The sequence below is a fragment of the Hyphomicrobium sp. 1Nfss2.1 genome (assembly GCF_965243865.1).
GTDB lineage: Bacteria > Pseudomonadota > Alphaproteobacteria > Rhizobiales > Hyphomicrobiaceae > Hyphomicrobium_A.
The window spans coordinates 3726810-3747194 of record NZ_OZ251603.1; the positions used below are offsets into that span (position 1 = coordinate 3726810).

The window sequence follows — 20385 nt, forward strand, 5'->3', positions numbered from 1 at the left end:
GGCGTTTCAAGCCGGCCGTCGACATCGGGTGCCGGGGAGGCCGTTATTGCGGCACGCTGCGCCTCTTGCAGCAAGAGCTCCCGCACGACAAGCGATAGAGCGGCTTCGTGCCAAGCCGCTGCAGGCGAATGCGCGGGATGGTTCTGCGTTTCGCGCGCGATTTCGTCGTGAGGTATGACAACCCCATTCACGCTTACTTTTGCTCGCGGAGCGTTCGCCAAGTCGGCGTGGATTGAACAGCCCATGCGTCTCTACTCCGCAGCCTGAACACGCGAGGCGATGGTGTGGCTGGCGCCGCCACGTGCGCGCACGACCTGATAGCCGCGACGACCGAGGTACCAAACCGGCGCGCTCCAGATGTGCACGAGGCGGGTGAACGGGAAAACGAGGAAGATGGTCATGCCGAGGAACAGATGCAGCTTGAAGATCGGGTTGGCGTCGGCGATCAGGCTCGAGACGCCAGGCTGCAGAGTGAGGATGCCTTGGGCCCAGGTCATGAAGCGAACCATCTCCTCGCCGTTGAGGTGCTGAAGCGAGATCGGGATAGTGAGGAGACCGAGCACGAGCTGTGCGTAGAGCATGAGCAACACGGCTATGTCGCCAAACGATGAGGTCCTGCGAATCCGGGCATCGAAAAGCCTCCGGTGGACGAGCAGCGTAATGCCGACGAAGCAGGCGATGCCCGCGACGCCGCCGACGATGATGGCCATCCACTGCTTGAACTCGTGCGAGATACCGATCGCGTCGAAAATCCAGATTGGCGTCAGAAGCCCGACGAAGTGGCCGAGAAAGATGACGAGGATGCCGACGTGGAACAGGTTAGAGCCCCACATGAGCTGCCGGCGGCGCAGCAGCTGGCTCGAACCGGAGCGCCAGGAGTATTGCTCGCGATCGAAGCGCAACCAGCTTCCGAGCAGGAAGACGGTCAGGCAAAGGTATGGGTACCAGCCGAAAACGATGTGGTTGAGGGCCTCGTACATGACGCTCTCCTCAAGCTTGCGGTTCACGTGCCGGCTGGGTGCCGGGCGCGGGGCGCCGGCCAGCGCGGATGCGTGCGATCAGCTCATCCTTGCAGCCGTTGCCGGCGCCGGCGCCGAATGACACCGGCTGGTCCTCCCAGGCCGCGTCGAGCGCGGCCAGGTCGTTAGGATCCGGGTCGGCCTGCTGCAGGAGCGCCGAGACGTCTTCGCCTTTCGGCACCGACGCGGCGAGTGCGACCAGCGCGCGAAATACCGCCTCGTACGGAGATTGGCGTTTGGCTAGCCGTTCGGCCAGCGCGGCAAATATGTGTGCCGTCTGGGCTAGCAGGTCGCTAGCTTGCTGGTCAGGTCGGGTCGACAGGAATTCGAGGAACAACGGTATGAAGTCTGGCAGCTCCTTCGCAGTCAGATACAGCCCATGCGTCTCATAGAGATTCTGCAGATCGACCATGGCCTGCCCCCGATCGCGGCTCTCGCCGTGAACGTGCTCGAATAGGTAGAGTGAAAGGGAGCGCGTGCGGTCGAAGAGAAGCACGTAGCGCTCCTGGAGGTCGTAGAGGTCCCCTAAGGCCAAGTCGTGGATGAGAGCCAGCAGCTCGTCGCGGAGCGGCGTCGCCAATTTAGCCTCGGCCTCGACGATGCTTTGCATTTCGGGGGCTGCTGCCTTGATTTCCGGGGTTGGGTAGGTCAACAGCGCCGAGAGGATCTTGTTGATACCGCCGCTCATGCGACCTCCATTGGTGTCTTGTGGCGCTTGGGCGTTCCGAAGAGGTTTGGCTCACTGGCCCCGCCGGAGCATCCGTTGCCGAACGAGAATCCGCACGAGCCACGCAGGTCGTAGGCATCCTCGTCGAGCTCGCGGTGCGCCGTAGGAATGACGAAGCGGTCCTCGTAGTTGGCGATCGCCATGATGTGATACATCTCGTCGATCTGCCCGCTGGTCATTCCGACGCGCCGCGCGATGCTTTCGTTGGTCACGCCGTCGATTGTCTTCGCTCGCATATAGCCCCGCATGGCCAGCATGCGCTCGAGCGCCTGGGCGACCGGAGCCTCCTGGCCAGCGGTCAGCAAGTTCGCGAGGTACTTGATGGGGATGCGCAGCGAGCGCACGTCGGGCATCTCGCCATCGTGACCGATCTTGCCGGCGGCCGCGGCCGACTGGATCGGCGACAGCGGCGGCACGTACCAAACCATCGGAAGCGTTCTGTACTCGGGATGCAGCGGGAAGGCGACCTTCCACTCCATCGCCATCTTCCATACGGGCGAGCGCTGAGCCGCTTTCAGCCAGTTCTCGGGTATGCCTTCGGCGCGCGCCTGGGCGATGACGATGGGATCGTTCGGATCGAGGAAGACGTCGAGTTGCGCCTGGTAGAGATCCTGCTCGTCGGGCACGCCTGCTGCTGCCTCAATGCGGTCGGCATCATAGAGCAGCACGCCAAGATAGCGGATGCGACCGACGCAGGTTTCGGAACAGACCGTCGGCTGACCCGTTTCGATGCGCGGGTAGCAGAAGATGCATTTCTCGGATTTTCCAGAGGACCAGTTGTAATAGATCTTCTTGTAGGGGCAGCCGGACACGCACATGCGCCAGCCACGGCACTTGTCCTGGTCGATGAGAACAATGCCATCCTCCTCGCGCTTGTAGATGGCGCCCGAAGGACACGAGGCCACGCACGCCGGATTGAGGCAATGCTCGCACAGGCGCGGTAGATACATCATGAAGGTGTTTTCGAACTGGCCGTAGATTTCCTTCTGCACGTCGTTGAAGTTCGAATCGGCAGAGCGCTTAGCGAACTCGCCGCCTAGAATCTCTTCCCAGTTTGGGCCCCACTTGATCTTGTCCATGCGCTCGCCGGTGATGAGCGAGCGCGGACGCGCAGTGGGAAAGGCGGAGAGTTCGGGTGCTTTCTGCAGATGCTCGTAATCGAAGGTGAAGGGCTCGTAGTAGTCATCGATCTCGGGCAGGTCAGGGTTGGCAAAGATCTTGGCGAGCACGCGCCATTTGGCACCCATCTTGGGCTCGATCTTGCCGTTCTTCTTTCTGACCCAGCCGCCGTTCCAGCGGTCTTGGTTCTCCCAGTCTTTCGGATAGCCGACGCCCGGCTTGGTCTCGACGTTGTTGAACCAAGCATATTCCATGCCCTCGCGGCTGGTCCAAACGTTCTTGCACGTGATCGAGCAGGTGTGACACCCGATGCACTTATCGAGGTTCAGCACCATGGCGATTTGAGCGCGAATTTTCATTCTGCAGGCTCCAGCTTAAGAGGGGTGACGGATAGCTTCTCCGGCTGGTCTGCGGCCGGCTGGTCGAGCCAGTCGATCTCTGCCATTTTGCGAACGATGACGAACTCGTCGCGGTTGGAGCCGACGGTGCCGTAGTAGTTGAAACCGTAGGACTGCTGGGCGTACCCGCCGATCATGTGTGTCGGCTTCAGCACCGCGCGCGTGACAGAGTTGTGAATCCCTCCGCGCTGACCGGTCTGCTCGGAGCCGGGAACGTTCACGATCTTTTCTTGTGCGTGATACATCATGCACATGCCTTCCTTGACGCGCTGGGAGACGACAGCGCGGGCGACGAGTGCACCATTGGTGTTGAAGGCTTCGATCCAGTCGTTGTCGACGATACCGGCCTTCTTTGCGTCAGCCTCGCTGATCCAAACGATCGGTCCGCCGCGCGAGAGTGTCAGCATCAGCAAGTTGTCGGTGTAGGTCGAGTGGATGCCCCACTTTTGGTGCGGGGTGATGAAGTTGAGCACAACGGCATCGTTGCCATTGGGTTTGCGATCGATGACGGGTTTGACCGTCTTGGTATCGATGGGCGGCCGGTAGACGCAAAGTGCCTCGCCGAAGGCCCGCATCCAGAGGTGGTCCTGATAGAGCTGCTGGCGCCCGGTGAGAGTGCGCCAAGGGATCAACTCGTGGACGTTGGTGTAGCCGGCGTTGTAGCAGACCTGCTCGGACTCGAGACCCGACCATATCGGAGACGAAATAATCTTCCGAGGTTGAGCAACGACGTCGCGAAAGCGGATCTTCTCGTCCTCTTTATGGATGGCGAGATGCTTGTGATCCCGGCCGGTGAAGGCACTGAGCGAGGCCCAAGCTTTGACCGCCACCTCGCCATTGGTTTCGGGGGCGAGCATGAGCAGCACTTCTGCGGCGTCGATGTCCGTGTCGATGCGCGGGGCGCCTTTGGTCGGACCGTCCTCAATTACGACCCCATTGAGCTTGCGCAGGAGCTCAACCTCGTGCTCGGTGTTCCAGCTCATGCCCTTGCCGCCGTTGCCGAGCTTGTCCATCAGGGGCCCGAGCGAGGTGAAGCGCTTATAGAGGTTCGGATAGTCGCGCTCGACGACGGTCACCTGCGGCATGGTCTTGCCGGGAATCGGGGCGACTTCGCCCCGCTTCCAGTCCTTGACGTCGAGGGCTTGGGCGATCTCGGCAGGAGTGTCATGCAAGATCGGCGTCAGCACTACATCCTGCTCGACGCCCAGCACCTCGGGAGCGACCTCCGAGAACTTCTTGGCGATCGATTTGTAGATATCCCAGTCGCTGCGGCACTCCCACACCGGGTCTACCGCGCCGGTGAGCGGATGAATGAACGGGTGCATGTCGGAGGTATTGAGATCGTTCTTTTCGTACCAGGTTGCCGTCGGGAGAACGATGTCGGAGTAGACGCAAGTGGTCGACATGCGGAAGTCCAGTGTCACTAGAAGATCGAGTTTTCCTTCCGGGGCATCCTCGTGCCAGACCACCTCTGAGGGCTTCTGGCGTCCCGCTTCGCCGAGGTCCTTTCCCATGACGCCGTGCGTCGTGCCGAGCAGGTGCTTGAGAAAGTACTCGTGACCCTTCCCCGACGAGCCCAGGAGATTGGAACGCCAGACGAACAGGTTGCGCGGCCAGTTGACCGGCTTATCGGGATCCTCGCACGAAAGCTTGATATCGCCTGACTCCAGTGCTGCCGCGACATAATCCTTGGGCTCTTGTCCCGCAGCTTTGGCCTTGGCCGCGATAGTTAACGGATTGTTCTCGATTTGCGGTGCCGACGGCAGCCAGCCCATGCGCTCAGCGCGCACGTTGTAGTCAATAATGGCGCCGTCCCATGGTCCCGGGGGAGCGGTGGGCGACAGGATCTCACCCACGTCTAGGGTCTCGTATCGCCACTGGTCGGTATGCGCGTAGAAGAATGATGTGGAGTTCTGCTGGCGCGGCGGGCGTCCCCAATCGAGACCAAAGGCAAGCGGAAGCCATCCGGATTGCGGTCTCAGCTTCTCCTGCCCGACATAATGCGACCACCCTCCACCGGACTGTCCGACGCAGCCGCACATCACCAGCATGTTGATGACGCCGCGGTAGTTCATGTCCATGTGGTACCAGTGGTTCATCGCCGCGCCGATGATCACCATGGACCGGCCGTTCGTCTTCTCGGCGTTGAGGGCGAACTCGCGCGCTACGGTGATGATCTGGTCGCGGGGCACGCCGGTGATCTTCTCAGCCCAGGCCGGCGTATACGGCTCGTTCTCGTCGTATGACTTGGCGACGTTCTCGCCGCCGAAGCCGCGATCTAAGCCGTAATTGGCGACGAAAAGATCATAGACGCTGGCAACCAGCCCTTCACCTTCTGCGAGTGGCACCTTTTTCACCGGCACGCGGCGCATCAGGACGCTCGGGTGATCAGTGCCGGTGAAGTGATCGTGTTCAAGATTGCCAAAGTAGGGAAACGCGACGTCCGCAAACTCGTCGGTTATGCCTGCGAGAGAGAGGCAAAGCCGCGTGTCGCGGCCGCTCGCGTCTTTCTCCTCGAGGTTCCACTTGCCCTTTTCACCCCAGCGGAAGCCAACCGAGCCGTTGGGCGCGACGATTTCGCCCGACCTCTCGTCGAATGCGACCGTCTTCCATTCCGGATTGTTGCTCTCGCCGAGAGCACCGGCAAGATCGGAGGTGCGCAGGAGGCGTTCAGGGACGAGCCTGCCGTCTTGCTGAACGAGGCGGACCAGCATCGGCATATCGGTATACTGGCGCGCATAATCCTCGAAGTACTGGACCTTTCTGTCGATGTGAAACTCGCGCAAGATGACATGCCCCATGGCCATGGCGAGCGCGGCATCGGTGCCCTGCTTTACGGAAATCCATAGGTCGGCGAACTTCGATGCTTCGGAGTAGTCGGGACAGATGACGACGCTCTTGGCTCCGCGATATCGGGCCTCAGTATAGAAGTGAGCATCGGGTGTGCGCGTCTGCGGCACGTTCGAGCCCCACAGGATCAGGAAGCCAGAATTGTACCAATCTGCCGACTCTGGCACGTCAGTTTGCTCGCCCCACGTCTGCGGCGAGGCGGGCGGCAAGTCGCAGTACCAATCATAAAATGAGAGACAGACGCCGCCGAGCAGCGACAGGTAGCGTGAGCCAGCAGCGTAGCTAACCATGGACATCGCCGGTATCGGCGAGAAGCCGCAGACTCGATCGGGACCGTAAGTCTTGACTGTGTAGGCGTTGGCTGCGGCGATGATCTCGGTAACCTCGTCCCAGGTCGCCCGGACGAAGCCGCCGAGGCCGCGCTTCTTCACGTACGCCGCCCGCTTCTCCGGTGTCTCGACGATAGAGGCCCAGGCGGCGACCGGGGTGCGCACGGCTCTTGCCTCGCGCCACAACTTCAGCAGCCGGGAGCGGACCAGTGGATATTTCGCGCGGTTGCCCGAATAGAGATACCAGGAATAGCTCGCGCCGCGCGGACACCCGCGCGGCTCGTGGTTCGGTAGCTCTGGACGCGTGCGCGGGTAGTCGGTCTGCTGGGTTTCCCAGGTGACGATGCCGCCCTTGACGTAGATTTTCCACGAGCACGATCCGGTGCAGTTCACTCCGTGCGTGGAACGAACAATCTTGTCGTGCTGCCAACGCTTTCTATAACCGTCCTCCCAGCGACGATCCTCGCGCGTTACGATGCCGTGGCCGTCGGCAAAGTCGTCGACGACGCGGTTGAAGAATGTGAGACGGTCGAGGAAGTGGCTCATCGGGTACTCCGAATGTTGTCCAGGGCGGATGGCGTCAGCACGGCTTCTCGGCACCGGAGCGCGCGTAGTACCACCAGTTTATGGCGAGGCAGACGAGGTAGAAGGCGGCCGCCCAGTAGAAGAAGGGGTTGAACGAGCCAAACCAGTCGTACGCGTATCCGAGCATCAAGCCACACGCGAAGGGGCCGTAGGCGGCGATTGCAGCTGTCCATCCGATAACGCCGCCCGCTTGCCGGGGCGGGAAGATCATCGGCATCTGCTTGAATGTCGATGCATTGCCGATGCCGGAAAAGAAGAACAGACCGAGCATCGTCGCGACGAAGTAGGGGAATTCGCCCATCGTCGTCGGAGCGGTAAAGAAGGTGATCGCGATTGCACAGGCGAGCATGCCTATCGCCGACCAGTGCGTAACACGTGCGCCGCCGACGCGGTCAGAAAGCGGCCCTGCAAAGATGCGCGCCAATGAGCCGACCAGTGGTCCGAGGAATGCGTAGGTGAGCGGATCGGGCGCGTCTGGGAGCCCGCCATAGATCTTCTGAATGAGCAGAGGGAATGTGGCGGCGAGACCCGAGAAGGTGCCGAAGGTCGCCACGTAGAGGACGGTCATGAACAGCCCGTGCTTCATCTTGAAGATGTCGAGCTGCTCGCGGAAGTTGGCGCGAACGGGCACACTGCGAAGCATGACAAGTGCGGCGATGCCAAAGAAGAGAATGAATGGCACATAGATCGCCGTGGCATTCTGCAGCCAGACGGAGTTGGTTTGGCCATTTGGCGAGGTGGCGGTCAGCGGCTCGCCAAAGAGCGATCCGGCGAGGGCAAAACCGATGATCCAGGGCGTCACGAACTGCACGATCGAGACACCGAAATTTCCGACGCCAGCCTGTACGGCCAATGCTGTTCCCTGCAGACGCTTGGGGAAAAATAGGCTGGTCGACGGCATGAACGAGGAGAAATTCCCGCCCCCGAGGCCGGCTAGGAATGCCAGCGAAAGCAGGACCCAATAGGGTGTCGTTGGATCCTGGACTGCAAAATACCAGCCCAGTGCCGGTATCAGGAGCGACAGCGTAGAGAAGGCTACGACGTGGCGGGTGCCGTAGAGCGGCGTCAAGAAAGTATGGACCATCCGCAGCGTGCCGCCCGCGAGGCCCGGCATCGCTGCGAGCCAAAAGAGCTCAGTCGTCGACAGTTTGAAGCCGGCATTCGGCAGGCGCACGACAAGCGCCGACACCACAAACCAAATGATAAAGGCAAGCGTCAGGTTGACCGTTGTGATCGTCAGGGTGCGCCAAGCGAGTTTCTTGCCGGTCTCTTCCCAGAAGACGGGATCCTCGGGGTTCCACTGCTGTAGCCACGAATTGCCGCCGCTGCGGGCTGCCTCGAGCTTTGTGGTGAGCATGTCGTCCTCACGAACATCGCGGCGTTATCAGGCTCGATTATGGGCAGGTCGCAGTGCGTGCATGTTGACGTATGTCAATCTGCGACCGCCGTGGAGCCCAACAGAGCTTTGATCAGTGAGGAGCGGAGACGCTTAACCCCCGTCAACCGCGAGGCCGATGCCGCTGCGACATACTGGTTAGGTCGCGCAGCATCGGATTCAGACTTCATTGACGCTAGCCGCGCTGCCAGCGGACACACTGACGCTTCACTACGGTGCGGAAAGCACCAGCGCTGCGTTCTGTCCGCCAAAGCCGAAGGAGTTTGAGAGCACTGTATCGACGCGCATTGATCGGGCAACGTTAGGGACCACGTCCACGGGGATCGCCGGGTCGGGGAGGTCGTAATTGATGGTGGGAGGGATGGTTCCTTCGCGAATGGTCATGAGGGAGATAACGGCTTCGATAGCGCCTGCGGCCGATAGCGTGTGCCCGATCATCGATTTGTTGGAACTTATCGGCGTTGCGGAAAGGTGGCATCCAAGCACGCCCTTAAGCGCAAGATATTCCATTTTATCGTTTTCCGGGGTGCTGGTGCCGTGCGCATTGATGTAGTCGACGTCCTGCGGTTTAAGACCAGAGTCCGCAAGCGCGTTGGCAATTGCAGCGATGATCGGCGAGGCGTCGGGCTTTGAGCGGGTCCGGTGATAGTTATCCGCGCGCTCGCCGCAACCGCGCACCAGTCCAAGGATAGTGGCACCGCGTGCCCGGGCCGCGTGATATGATTCCAATACGAGCGCGGCTGCTCCTTCGCCCATCACGAAGCCGTCACGATCCTTGGAAAACGGCCGCGACGCGCATTCTGGTGGGTCGTTGCGTGTCGATAGTGCAGATAGAAGAGAGAACCGGATCAACGCCTCGATTTGCACTGATGCGTCGGTTCCAACGCACAGCACGGCTTCAGTGTCTCCGCGTCTAATCGCTTCGACGCCGAGCTGAATCGCGGTTGCGCCGGACGCACAGGCGGTCGAGACAGAAACGGGAATGCCCTGGGTTTCAAATCGCCGGGCGAGATGTTCTCCAACGCTGGCAAATTGGAAGAGAGAGTTCATCTCCCGCCAATCACCGTCACGGGCTGCGGCGGCGAGGCGACAGTAGCCCCGTAGCTCGGAGCCACCGCCAGCACCGTAAAGTGCTTTGCGCTGGGGCCACTCGAGCTCAGCGGGTGGGGTTGCAAGGAAGAGGGGGCCGGGAAAGCCTCCGTTGGAGGCAATGCGGGCCTCGGCGAGTGCCTCTTCGGCGGCTCGTGCTGCCATGTCGATGGCGAGTTCGGGAGCCGATCGCTGTGAGGCATCGAGAAAGTCAACGGTGGCGGCGAAATTGGTGCGCAAGCCGTCGGTCGGGAATCGCTTGATGGCTTTGACACCGGATCGCCCCGACGTCAGAGCGCTCCAGGTATTGTTCTTGCCCAATCCAAGCGAGGTGACGAGGCCCATGCCGGTGACAGCGACCAGGGGGCGCCCTCGTGCGTCCTTATGAGCAGGGGTCATGCAGTCCTCATGTAGTAGCTTCGATGACGGCGAGACCTTCGCCACGCCAATGGCCGACGCAAGTCACAAGGACGTTGTCGACAATGAGCCGGGTTTGTTGCTCCGTCAGCGAGCTTCCCAACGCGGGCGGGAGGTACTTATGGCGAGCGATCAGCGCAGCAAGGGCCAGCCCGGCCGGGAAGTGTGCTTCGACGGAATGGCCTAAAGCGCTACCGAATGCCCGCACGATGACTTCGGCGCCTGGAAGGGGGAGTGTTTGAATGAACTCGCTTTCCTCGCTCGTCTCGGGCTCTACTCCACTTGCGCCACTGAGCACACATAGCGGCCCCTTGGGTGGGCTCCGGAGCCGCTCATAGAGTCCCGTCAAGGAGCCTGCCGTTGATCCTTTGCCGCGATCGCAGCGACCGGTGACAACGTCAACGAGGCGCGCATAGGTGCGCGCGCCGCGCGCCATTGCATGCTCGCGAGCTTCGAGCACGAGAAAGGCCCCAACGCTGCCGAGAATTAGCCCGCCGCCGGCCCGAGCGCGGTCCCAAACCGGCGCATAGGGCCCGCGCCACAAATTGTGCCCAAGCTCCAAGCCCAGCAACAGGTCCTCGCGTTCGGAATTGAGGGCGCCGCCGACCAGGACAATATCTGTCTGTCGAGACACGATGCGACGATAAGCATTCTCTATTGCGGTAAGGCCGGCCATTTCTTCGCCCATGAACGTGCGCGATGAGCCGGTCACCCCGTGGACGATGGAGATGTTTCCCGCGAGCATGTTCGAGAGCTGCGCCAGGAAGAGAGTCGGCCGCAGTGCGCTTGGGAGAACTTGTTTTGCCAGCAAGGTGCTGTCCCCATCGCAGTCCAACTTGTCGAGCACCTCGCAATCAACGGCGATGTCGCGCTCTCCACTGCCGGCTGCAACTACGAGATGCGTGTGCTCAAGGAGTTCGAAGTTTTCCGCGACGCCGGCGTCGGCCAAGGCTAATCCCGCTGCGTAGACGCCAATACGCTGCCAAGTTTCCATCTGCTTCAGATCGCTTTTTTTGGGTATCTGGCGGCTGAAGTCGAGTGGGACGAGTGGATGGACGCAATAGGGGGCAAAGCGGATCTCCTCGACGACACAGCCCGAGATGGCGTCGGCTAGGCGTGCGACATGCTCGTGCGCGTCGACCCCGAGAGAACTGGCAAGTCCTACGCCGGTGATCACTACGTCTCTTTCGCCGTTATCCATCGGTCCGTCTCCTCCCTAGAGGGTGACAACGATCTTTCCGAACACGTCGCGACGCTCAAGGCGCTGCAATCCGGCGTCGAGGTCAATCAACTGTAGCTGCGTGTCTATGACCGGAGCGACCGACCCAGCGGCCATTTTCTCCATGACCGATCGCATATTCTCGATGCGGCAACCGAAGCTGCCGATCAGCCGCAGCTGCTGCTGAAAGAGCATGTAGAGGTTGGTCTTTGCTGCAACACCGGTGGTCGAGCCACAGGTCACGAGCCTGCCGCCGCGCTTCAGTGTCATCAGGCTTCCCTCCCACGTCGCTGGCCCGATGTGCTCGAAGACAACGTCAACGCCTTTGCCGCCGGTGAGTTTTCGGGTGCGACTTTCGAAGCGCTGCTGCGTGTAGTCTATGACGTGATCGGCTCCGAGCTTGGCTGCCAACGCCGCCTTGCGATCGCTACCGACAGTGGTGATGACGGTCGCGCCGGCCGCCTTGGCGAGTTGAATTGCTGCGCTGCCGATGCCGCTACCGCCGGCATGCACGAGTACGGTTTCGCCTTTGGACAGCTTGGCGTTGTCAAACAGCATGTGCTCCACCGTGCCGAACGTGATTGGGGCGCAGGCCGCAGCTACCGCATCGACGCGCGCCGGCGCCTTGACGGCGAGCCGTGCGGGAATGTTGACGCGCTCGCGGAGAAAGCCGTCGATGTGGAAGCCGAACATCGCGGGCGGCCCCTCGCAGAAGTTGTCGCGTCCTTCAATGCAGGCAGGGCAGTGACCGCAGGTGTGCGCGCCATAGAGCGCGACAATGTCGCCGATGCTCAAGTCTTTGACCCGGGCCCCGAGGGCAACGACCTCGCCCGCCGCCTCGGCGCCGAGCACGAGCGGGAGCTTGCGCTTGGCGAATGCCATCCCCCGCCAGCTCCAGACGTCGATGTGGTTGAGGGCCACGGTGCGGACGCGCACCTGCACGTCATATTCGGCAGGGGGCGGCGGGGCCTCGACCTCAGCGACGTTGAGGCAACGCTCGCTTAAGAGTTGAACAGCACGCATGCGCTCGGCTGCCCCTTGAGCAGACAATTTCCGCGCGGCCAAAGAGTCATTGCTCGTCATTGCAGCTCTCGCGAAAAGACGACGCACACGTTCTGGCCTCCAAAGCCGAAGGAATTCGACAGGGCGACGCCTACGTCTGCGGAACGACTGACGTTTGGTACGACGTCGAGAGGGAGATCTGGGTCTGGATCGTCGTAGTTCGTGGTCGGGGGAAGCATTCCAGTTTGCAGGGTCTGCATCGTGAAGACGGCTTCAACAGATCCGGCGGCGATCAGCGTGTGACCGATCATCGACTTGTTGGAGCTGATCGGAATGTGTGGGAGCCGGTCACCGAAGACGGCCGCCAGAGAGAGGCACTCCATCTTGTCGTTCTCGGGTGTGCTGGTGCCGTGCGCATTGACGTAGTCAATGTGGTCAGGCGTGATGCCCGCATCATCAAGCGTCTTGCGGAGGGCGCCTATGATGGCCCGTCCATCGGGGCGGGAGCGGGTGCGGTGATAGTCGTCGGCCTTCTCGCCGCAGCCGCGCACTAGGCCGAGTATTCTGGCGCCACGCGATTTAGCTGACGCATAGCTTTCGAGGACGAGGGCGCCAGAGCCCTCCGCCATCACGAAGCCGTCGCGGGTCTTTGAGAACGGGCGCGAAGCCTTTTCGGGAGGATCGTTTCGCGTCGACAGTGCCGAGAGCAGAGAGAAGCGGACCAGGCCTTCAGGATGCACCGTGGCATCGGTTCCTATGCAGAGCGCGGCGTCTGCCTTGCCGTGACGTATAGCTTCTACTCCGAGCTGGATGGTGGTGGCGCCTGATGCGCAAGCTGTACAGATGGAGAGCGGCTCGCCGCGGGTGCCAAATCGCTCCATGAGCCTGTCGGAGATGGCGGCGAAGCGGACATGCTTTGCCAAGCTTGCATGAGTGCCTTTGCGTGCAGCGGCGAGCAGCCGTGCATAACCAGCGAGTTCCGAATCTTCATCGGAAGAGTACAGTTCGCGCAGATGCGGCCATTCGAGCTCCGACGGCGGGGTAGCGACGATGAGCGGGCCGGGAAAGCTTCCAGGGTGCCCGAGGCGAGCTTGATCGATGGCTTCCGCTGCCGCCGTCTCGGCCATAGCGTAGGACAGGTCAAACGCGGAGTAGTCCGCAGTTCCAAAGTGATCGACCGTTCCAGCGATGGTTGTCTTGAGGCCGTCCGTCGAGAAACGCGAAATTGGCTTGATGCCAGATTGACCACCGACGAGCTTCTGCCAGTTGTCGGTCTTTCCTACGCCCAATGACGTCACGATGCCTGCACCGGTGACGGCGACCAGCGGCCGACCCTTGCTGTCCAAATAGGCGCTAGGCATGGTTCGCTCCATGCAGCGCGGGGACGACGACACTGAGGGCCTCGCCGCGCCAGGTTCCTACTGTCGTCACTAGGATGCGATCGGGCGGCCCCTCTGCTGGAGTATCCACCTCGGGGCACCCAAACGGGGGGTAGTAGCGGCCCTTGGCCAGCGCCAAGGCGGCAAGCGCGATACCGACAATGAAGTGCGCCTCTCGTCCGTGGCCGAAGAGGCTGCCCCAGGCGCGGACGGCGGGGAAATGGCCGCTCTCGGGAAGATTAGCTAGAAATTGCTGCTCCTCGCTCGTCGCCGGCTCGACTCCACTCGCTCCGCTGAGCACGCAGAGCGCGTTCGCGGTCGGCTCGAGCTCCATAGTCGAGAATAATTTCGACAACGCCGCAGTGGCGTCGCCCGCGAGTCGGCGGGATCGCGTCGCGGCTATGGCACCGATACGGGCATAGGGCTGGCGGTCGCGTTGGCGGGCATGGCGAGCGGACTCGAGGACTAGGAACGCTCCCAGACTGCCGAGTACGGCTCCCCCGCCATCGCCACGCCGCTCCCACACCGACTTGAAGGAGCCGCGGTAGAGGATCTGCTCGAGCTCGCTGCCGAGCAGGATGTCCTCTCGCTCTGCGTTGAGTGCGCCGCCAACGAGGACGATGTCGCTCTCACCGCTGGCTATCCGATCGAACGCATTCTGGAGTGCGGATACGCCGGCCATCTCCTCACTCTTGAAGGTGCGTGAGGAACCGGTAGCGCCGTGAACGATCGAAACATTGCCCGCGAGGAGGTTGGATAGTTGCCCGAGATAGAGAGTGGGCCTGAGACCCGTCATGAGATCGCGATTGAGTGCGGCTCCGGCGGCACCTTCTGCATCTAACGCCGCGAGCACGCGCGAATCGAAGGCGATGTCGCGTTCCCCATTGCCGGCGGCGATGCTGAGATCGGTCCGGTCGAGCAGTTCTTGGTCACCGGCTAATGCGGCATCCCCGAGGGCCAGCCCTGCGGCGTATACGCCTATCCTGTGCCAGCGTTCCATCTGTCGCTGGTCCGTGGTGCGCGGTATCTGCCGTGCCAGGGCCAGTGGGACGAGAGGGTGAACAGGATAAGGGGCGAAGCGTCTTTCCTCGACTTTCGCAATGCATCCCTGCGGATTGCTGAGCTGCGACCAGTGCTCCTCGACACCTTCGCCTATCGAGCTCACGAGGCCGATGCCGGTGATCCAGACGTGCTCTTGTTCGCGGGTCATGCAACCTTCGCATCGAGCAAGCCGAGCCGCCGACCCTCGTTCTCAACGTGATGCTGCAGGGCGACGGAGGGGAATACGACATTGCGCATCGTGAGCTGCGCGTCGCAGACCGTTGCGCCATCGCGCTCAATCGAAGCCGCGGTCACCGTGTAGCCAGACCCATCATGAATTCGGCTGACCGTCACGGTGAGGCTTGCCTGAGGTCGAACGAACGACCGGAAATTTGCGGTCTTTACGTTGGCGAAGAACGGCATGCGAGAGAATTTGTTCAACGCCAACACGAGGTACCCGGAGGCTTGCGCCATGACCTCGAGCAGCAGCACTCCAGGCATGATCGCTTCGCCGGGAAAGTGGCCTTCGAAGACGGGGCTGTTCGCCGGCACCTTAGCCCTCGCCGTAAGCGTCGCCCTCTGGGGGTCGAATGCCGCGATTTCGTCGAGCATCTGAAAATACTCGAGCCTCATCGAAGGCGAAGCTCCTAGACTGTCGCTTCGGCGCGGATGGCGTCGATCTGGGCGCACAGGTTCCGCAAGACGAAGTAGTCATCGCCATTGCGCTTTCCTTCGTTCACGTCGGTGATCCAATCATCGACGGGCAGTTGGATGGCGAATGTCCGGTCGATCTCGAATGTGATGTCGAGAAACGCAAGGCTGTCGATTGCGAGGTCCTTCATCACGTGGCTGTCGGGCGTTATCTGCTCGAGCGGTACATCGCTTGCCGAGGAGATGATGGTTGCCACGGTCTCGAAGGTGGATGCCATGCTGCGGTCTCCGTGCTCAGATGATAGGCAACGCGCGGCGATCTTCCGTCAATCCGCTGCTAGGGGCGCTTTCTAACAAAACGGACTCGACGCAGGCTTAACCGAAGTCAATTTGCCGATGCCGCACCTTGGCTAACGCTCTTGGCACAATGCGCAATGCCCGTGATGCATCATGACAGCTCCACTCGATCGCCTGCTTGAGCTGCGCGTGGGCCAGACTGAATGCCTGTCGCGCACGATCACAGCTGAAGACGTGGCTGCGTTCGCGCGTCTGTCTGGGGATTACAACGCGTTGCATCTCGATGACGAGTTTGCCGCGCGCACCGAGTTCGCGCAGCGTGTGGTGCACGGCTTTCTCAGCGCCAGCCTGCTTTCGACGCTCGTGGGCATGAAGGTGCCGGGGCGCGGCGCACTCTATTTGTCGCAGAGGTTTGAATTCACAAAGCCAGTGTACATCGGGGAAACCGTCGAGGCGCGCGCAACAATCGAGAAGATCGACGCAGAGACGCGGGTGGTCACACTGCGTACTGAAATCCACAAGGCACCGGGCCAGTGTGTTCTGCGCGGGTCGGCGCAGGTCAAGGTACTGAGGCTCACCGATCGGGACGAGCGCGCTGCTGCAAATGTAGGTTCGGACGGCCGACTGCTTTCAGGACGCGTGGCACTGGTCACGGGAGGCTCGCGAGGCATCGGCCGAGCCATCGCGAGGCTCTTTGCAGCGCACGGGGCCAAGGTTTGGATCAATTACAACAAGAGCCGTGGCGCTGCAGAAGAATTGGAGCAGGATCTCGTCTCCTCCGGCGGCTGGTGCCGCTGCGTCAGAGCCGATGTGACCAAGAAGGACGAAGCAGATCGACTCATCGCAGAGGTCACGGCCGGCGGCGATTTGGACATCCTCGTCAACAACGCGGGTCCGAAAATCAAATCTGGATCGTTTGAGGACTTTTCGTTCGAAGACATCGCCGGCGCATTCGAGGATCTCGTCGGGAGTGCCTTTCACGTCACGAAGGCAGCTCTGCCGGCGCTGCGAGTCACACGAGGGGGCGTCATCACGGTACTCTCGTCGGCCGCTCTGGGCCGCACGGCGCATGGGTGGCTGCCATACGTCATGGGCAAGAGCGCACTTCTAGCCATGTGCAAAAATCTCGCGCAGGAAATCGGACCGCACGGCGTGAGGGTGAACGTTATTTCGCCCTCGATGGTCGAAACGGATCTCGTTTCCAATGTGCCAGACCGGATTCGTCAGATGATCGTGTCGCGCACACCGCTGCGGCGGCTGGCGACCGTGGAGGACGTTGCGGGTGCAGCGTTGCTTCTGGCCTCTCCCTACGCGGGGTTCATTACCGGCGAGAATTTGCTCGTCACCGGTGGCGAGACCATGATCTGAGGAGGTTGGAATCCATTGTCATTACTCTCGCACCGCACTCCCGCGCGCGGACTCGCTATCGAGATGGGCGAGCGCCGCGATAACGGGGAGGAAAGTCAATCGATCGATAGGCTAGTGGACGCGGCCGTTGAGGCCGCGCCGGATCTCGTGCGGGGCCGGTTGATATTGCCTGCAGTGGACTGGACGTGCGTCGCGCCGGCGAAAGTAGCGCGCATGCTTGCGCGCATCGAGCACGCGGGCATCAACTGTCCCCGGTGGCTATCGAAGGCCATTCTAATCGCCGGCCATACGGTGGAGGACACCCGAAACCTTCCGGGTGATCTCACGGTGCTAAATCGCGTTAACATGGAAAGCCCTCGGGACGACGGCGGCGCATGGGTCGCGCCGCTCATCGAGGGTTTGATCGACGATGAGGCGGTCGAGGTCGAGATCGTCGACGCGATCGTTGAGCGTTTGGCTGTACGAGGCTCTGACGAGCATGCCGTCAGGCTAGCCCTGGGGCATGCACACCGGACGCGGGATGCGGTGCGAGCAGTTACCGCGCAGCTGGACAAGCTCTTGGAGCACCTGCGGCCAGTTCGGTTGCGCCTTACCGGGTTCTCGACGACGCAGATTCTGGCCGAAGCATTGCGGCCGACATTCGCCGCTCAGGGCTGGCAGGCAGACGTCGTACAATCAGAATTTGGTGCCGGGTTGGCTGAATTGAACAACGTGGTTGGAGAGCACGATGCGCTCATACTCCTGCTCGACCTTGAAGGATTTGTGCAGATCGATTGGCGCAATGCACCGGCGCGGGTGGCTGAGCTGATAAGCGAAAGGGCCGAGCTTCTGGCGCGAGCGCTGTCTGCGTTTGCAGAGCGCTCGGAAGCCCCGCTCCTGATCAACACAATCCCTTCCGCCTACGCTCCGTCATCGGGATTTCTCGATGGCCCTCACGGCAGCGGTGTGCGGCGTACCGTCGACCTCATCAATGCGCGGTTGTATGAGGTCGCCAGCAGAAGCGGACGTATTGTCGTGATCGATTCCGATCAGGCGATGGCCGATATTCAACGCTCCCGCCAAATCGATCAGAAGCTCTGGTTCTACGGCCGCATCGCTTATTCTGCCGATGCAACGTGGGCTATAGCGCGAGGCTTCGCGCAGGCGTGGAATTCGCTGCGTCGCGGGCCAATAAAGGTGCTGGCCGTCGACTTAGACAACACTTTGTGGGGCGGCATCTATGGCGATGACGGTGTGGAGAGACTGGCCTGCGGGCACGAGTTTCCCGGCAATGCCTTCATGGCCATGCAGCAGGAGTGCCTGCGGCTGCGTAATCAGGGCATCTTGCTCGTAGCGCTAAGCAAGAACAACGCCGATGCGATGAGCGTGTTCGAGCGGCATCCCGAAATGGCACTGAAGCCGAGCGATTTTGCCGCCACCAAAGTGAACTGGGACCCCAAGCCGGAAAACATTCGCAAGGTGGCCGCTGAGCTCAACCTGGCCTTGGACAGCTTCCTGTTCATCGACGACAGTCCGCATGAACGCGACGCCATGCGCAGGCTATGCCCTGAAGTGCGCGTGCCGGAGATGCCGGCCGATCCCGCAGAACGCCCCCTTTGGCTGCGCAGACTGGCATGTACCTGGCCTGTGCGGCTGACCGCCGAGGACGAGGAGCGGGGCGCGTCTTATGCCGCCGGCAAGGAGGCAGAGCGCTGGAGGGCGTCCACTGGGAGTCATGAAGACTTCCTCCGCGGATTGGAGCAGCATCTGCGCATTGGGCACGTTGACAAGAACGTCGTGTCGCGCGTCGCGCAGATGCATCAGCGGACCAACCAGTTCAACCTCACCACGATACGGAGTACCGAAGCCGATATTGCCTCCGTCTTTGGCGACGGTTCTCGAGGCGTTGCTTTCTACGGACGGGCGAGCGACCGGTTCGGCGACCACGGAATCGTAATCGCAGCGGTGGCCGAGATTGAGGGCAGCGAGGCTGTCTTACGGTCGTTCCTCATGAGCTGTCGGGTCATTGGACGGGAGATTGAACGGGCGTTCCTCGGAGAAGTACTAGGGGAGCTTCGCCAGCGTGGTGTTAGTTACGTGTTCGGCAAGTACGTTCCTACAGCAAAGAATGCGATGGTGCGCGACTTCTATCCGTCGTGCGGTTTCATGCAGTTGGGGGGCGACGACGGCGGTACGAACTGGCTTTTGGACTTGTCTAACCAGCAACTTCCCGGCTCGCAATTCGTGACAGTTGGTTGGGAGTCGTAGATGGACACGCGGGTTTCAAAAGACATTCCGTGCCGCGCTGAGATCGTGTCGATCTTCGAGGACGTGTTCCAGTTTGCAGGGCCAATTAGTCTTGCTACCTCCCCGAACGACGTCGAACGCTGGGATTCGCTACAGCACATAGCGTTAGTACAGATGATCGAAGTTACGTTCGCGATTAGGCTATCCATGGACGAGATGATCGAGATGCGCACCGTTGGTGACATCGAGCGCGTGCTAGCCCGCCATGGCGCATAGAATGTCCGCGTCTACTGTGGGCGTTTTTGCAGGAGGAACTGCGGATAGAAGGAGACGACAGTTCTTCCACTTGAGTTGACGCCCTCTGCGCCCACGACGAGCATGCCCCAGTCCTTCGATGTCCCGGCGCCGACCTTGTGCTCCACCCAGCTGTTGAAGGTGATGCGGTCGCCCTCGTAAACGGATGCGCACCAGGAAAGGTTTCGCGTGCCCGCAGCTGGTCCCAGCAAGGGGACGGGCCGCTGGTTCAGTGCCAGCCAATCGGCTTCGGTATGGTAGTAGTCAACGATTAGGCGCGTCCACATCGCTATGATGTGCCAGCTGTCCACGGCATTGCCCCGATCTCGAACGGCGGCTGCGTTGGGCCCCTTTCCGAGAATTTGCGTGTATGCCCGCATGGCAGACGAAGTGAAGCAGCAGGAGCCGAGCACGATCTCGTCTCCTAGTTGGACATCTTCGAAATAGCGGACGAGATGTCCTCCCGGTCGGCGCTGGACGCGCGATCTCCTTCTATTCAGGTCCGCACATCCAGGAGTGAGCACTTCGCCGGCTGGGTTCGACGATAGAAGAATGCTGCAGCTGATGCGGAGGACCAGGGCACCAGATGACGTACACACGGTGACGGTGGCCATGCGGCCACCCTGATTGCGGCAGGATACCCAGCGACATCCTTCTCCCCACATCAGCTTGATGAGCATGAAGTCACCCGGACGCGCAGGCTGCAGCCACCTTATGTCTTCGATGGTCAGCCCGGCGGTACGCAGCGAGAGGTCTGAAAAATAGCGTTCCACCTGGTGCATCGTCAGAATGCAGGTCTGCCATCCGGATGCCGCCAAGCCCTGCAATGGGCTGCGCGCAGCTGCAATTTCATCGAGATGATGAGCTTGGGGGTCGTATTCCCCGGCGAACTGCGTGATTGCCTCCGGGGAAATTTCGAATCCGCCGACGCTGCAGGTCTGCCCGCTGAGGAAGTGCTGGTGGACGTTCATTTCTGGAC

General features: G+C 61.3%; 16 protein-coding genes. 3 read left to right on the forward strand and 13 right to left on the reverse strand.

The genetic code is table 11. The features are described 5' to 3' along the window. Positions 1 to 251: 251 nt before the first annotated feature. From narI to ACP15D_RS18250, 12 genes are all read right to left on the reverse strand, one after another. Positions 252 to 980, reverse strand: a complete 729-nt coding sequence (narI, locus tag ACP15D_RS18195; protein ID WP_424958827.1) for a respiratory nitrate reductase subunit gamma — start codon at positions 978 to 980, stop codon at positions 252 to 254. 10 nt (positions 981 to 990) lie between these two features. After that, a complete protein-coding gene (gene narJ / locus ACP15D_RS18200; RefSeq protein WP_424958828.1) occupies positions 991 to 1707 on the reverse strand; it encodes a nitrate reductase molybdenum cofactor assembly chaperone in 717 nt (238 codons plus the stop codon). Further along, entirely contained in the window at positions 1704 to 3224 is a 1521-nt protein-coding gene (gene narH / locus ACP15D_RS18205; protein ID WP_424958829.1) for a nitrate reductase subunit beta, read from the reverse strand. The genes narJ and narH overlap by 4 nt, the downstream gene beginning before the upstream one ends. Further along, positions 3221 to 6988, reverse strand: coding sequence for a nitrate reductase subunit alpha (locus tag ACP15D_RS18210; protein WP_424958830.1), 3768 nt, complete (start codon positions 6986 to 6988; stop codon positions 3221 to 3223). Before ACP15D_RS18210 ends, narH begins: the two co-directional genes overlap by 4 nt. 34 nt (positions 6989 to 7022) lie before the next feature. Next, positions 7023 to 8384, reverse strand: a complete 1362-nt coding sequence (locus tag ACP15D_RS18215) for an MFS transporter (RefSeq protein ID WP_424958831.1) — start codon at positions 8382 to 8384, stop codon at positions 7023 to 7025. A gap of 249 nt (positions 8385 to 8633) precedes the next feature. Beyond that, positions 8634 to 9911, reverse strand: a complete 1278-nt coding sequence (locus tag ACP15D_RS18220) for a beta-ketoacyl-ACP synthase (RefSeq protein ID WP_424958832.1) — start codon at positions 9909 to 9911, stop codon at positions 8634 to 8636. Positions 9912 to 9918: 7 nt separating this feature from the next. After that, the gene (locus ACP15D_RS18225) at positions 9919 to 11130 is read right to left on the reverse strand and encodes a beta-ketoacyl-ACP synthase (protein WP_424958833.1); all 1212 of its coding nucleotides are present in this window, start codon (positions 11128 to 11130) and stop codon (positions 9919 to 9921) included. A gap of 15 nt (positions 11131 to 11145) precedes the next feature. Further along, the gene (locus ACP15D_RS18230) at positions 11146 to 12171 is read right to left on the reverse strand and encodes a zinc-binding dehydrogenase (protein WP_424958834.1); all 1026 of its coding nucleotides are present in this window, start codon (positions 12169 to 12171) and stop codon (positions 11146 to 11148) included. Positions 12172 to 12227: 56 nt separating this feature from the next. Further along, entirely contained in the window at positions 12228 to 13511 is a 1284-nt protein-coding gene (locus ACP15D_RS18235) for a beta-ketoacyl-ACP synthase (RefSeq protein WP_424958835.1), read from the reverse strand. Beyond that, positions 13504 to 14739, reverse strand: a complete 1236-nt coding sequence (locus tag ACP15D_RS18240; protein WP_424958836.1) for a beta-ketoacyl-ACP synthase — start codon at positions 14737 to 14739, stop codon at positions 13504 to 13506. Before ACP15D_RS18240 ends, ACP15D_RS18235 begins: the two co-directional genes overlap by 8 nt. After that, positions 14736 to 15203, reverse strand: a complete 468-nt coding sequence (locus tag ACP15D_RS18245; RefSeq protein WP_424958837.1) for a 3-hydroxyacyl-ACP dehydratase FabZ family protein — start codon at positions 15201 to 15203, stop codon at positions 14736 to 14738. Before ACP15D_RS18245 ends, ACP15D_RS18240 begins: the two co-directional genes overlap by 4 nt. A 14-nt stretch (positions 15204 to 15217) precedes the next feature. Continuing rightward, positions 15218 to 15499: an acyl carrier protein gene (locus tag ACP15D_RS18250; RefSeq protein WP_424958838.1), complete on the reverse strand. Its 282-nt coding sequence runs from the start codon at positions 15497 to 15499 to the stop codon at positions 15218 to 15220. Between the two features lie 172 nt (positions 15500 to 15671). Here ACP15D_RS18250 and ACP15D_RS18255 point away from each other — a divergent pair, with 172 nt between their 5' ends. The 3 genes from ACP15D_RS18255 to ACP15D_RS18265 are packed head-to-tail and all read left to right on the forward strand — an operon-like array spanning position 15672 to position 19388. After that, a complete protein-coding gene (locus ACP15D_RS18255; protein ID WP_424958839.1) occupies positions 15672 to 16886 on the forward strand; it encodes an SDR family oxidoreductase in 1215 nt (404 codons plus the stop codon). 15 nt (positions 16887 to 16901) lie between these two features. Then, entirely contained in the window at positions 16902 to 19133 is a 2232-nt protein-coding gene (locus ACP15D_RS18260; RefSeq protein ID WP_424958840.1) for an HAD-IIIC family phosphatase, read from the forward strand. Next, positions 19134 to 19388: an acyl carrier protein gene (locus ACP15D_RS18265; protein WP_424958841.1), complete on the forward strand. Its 255-nt coding sequence runs from the start codon at positions 19134 to 19136 to the stop codon at positions 19386 to 19388. It begins immediately after the preceding gene. 11 nt (positions 19389 to 19399) lie between these two features. On the opposite strand, the gene ACP15D_RS18270 is transcribed toward ACP15D_RS18265, so the two are convergent. Further along, a complete protein-coding gene (locus ACP15D_RS18270) occupies positions 19400 to 20377 on the reverse strand; it encodes a hypothetical protein (protein ID WP_424958842.1) in 978 nt (325 codons plus the stop codon). Positions 20378 to 20385 lie beyond the last annotated feature (8 nt).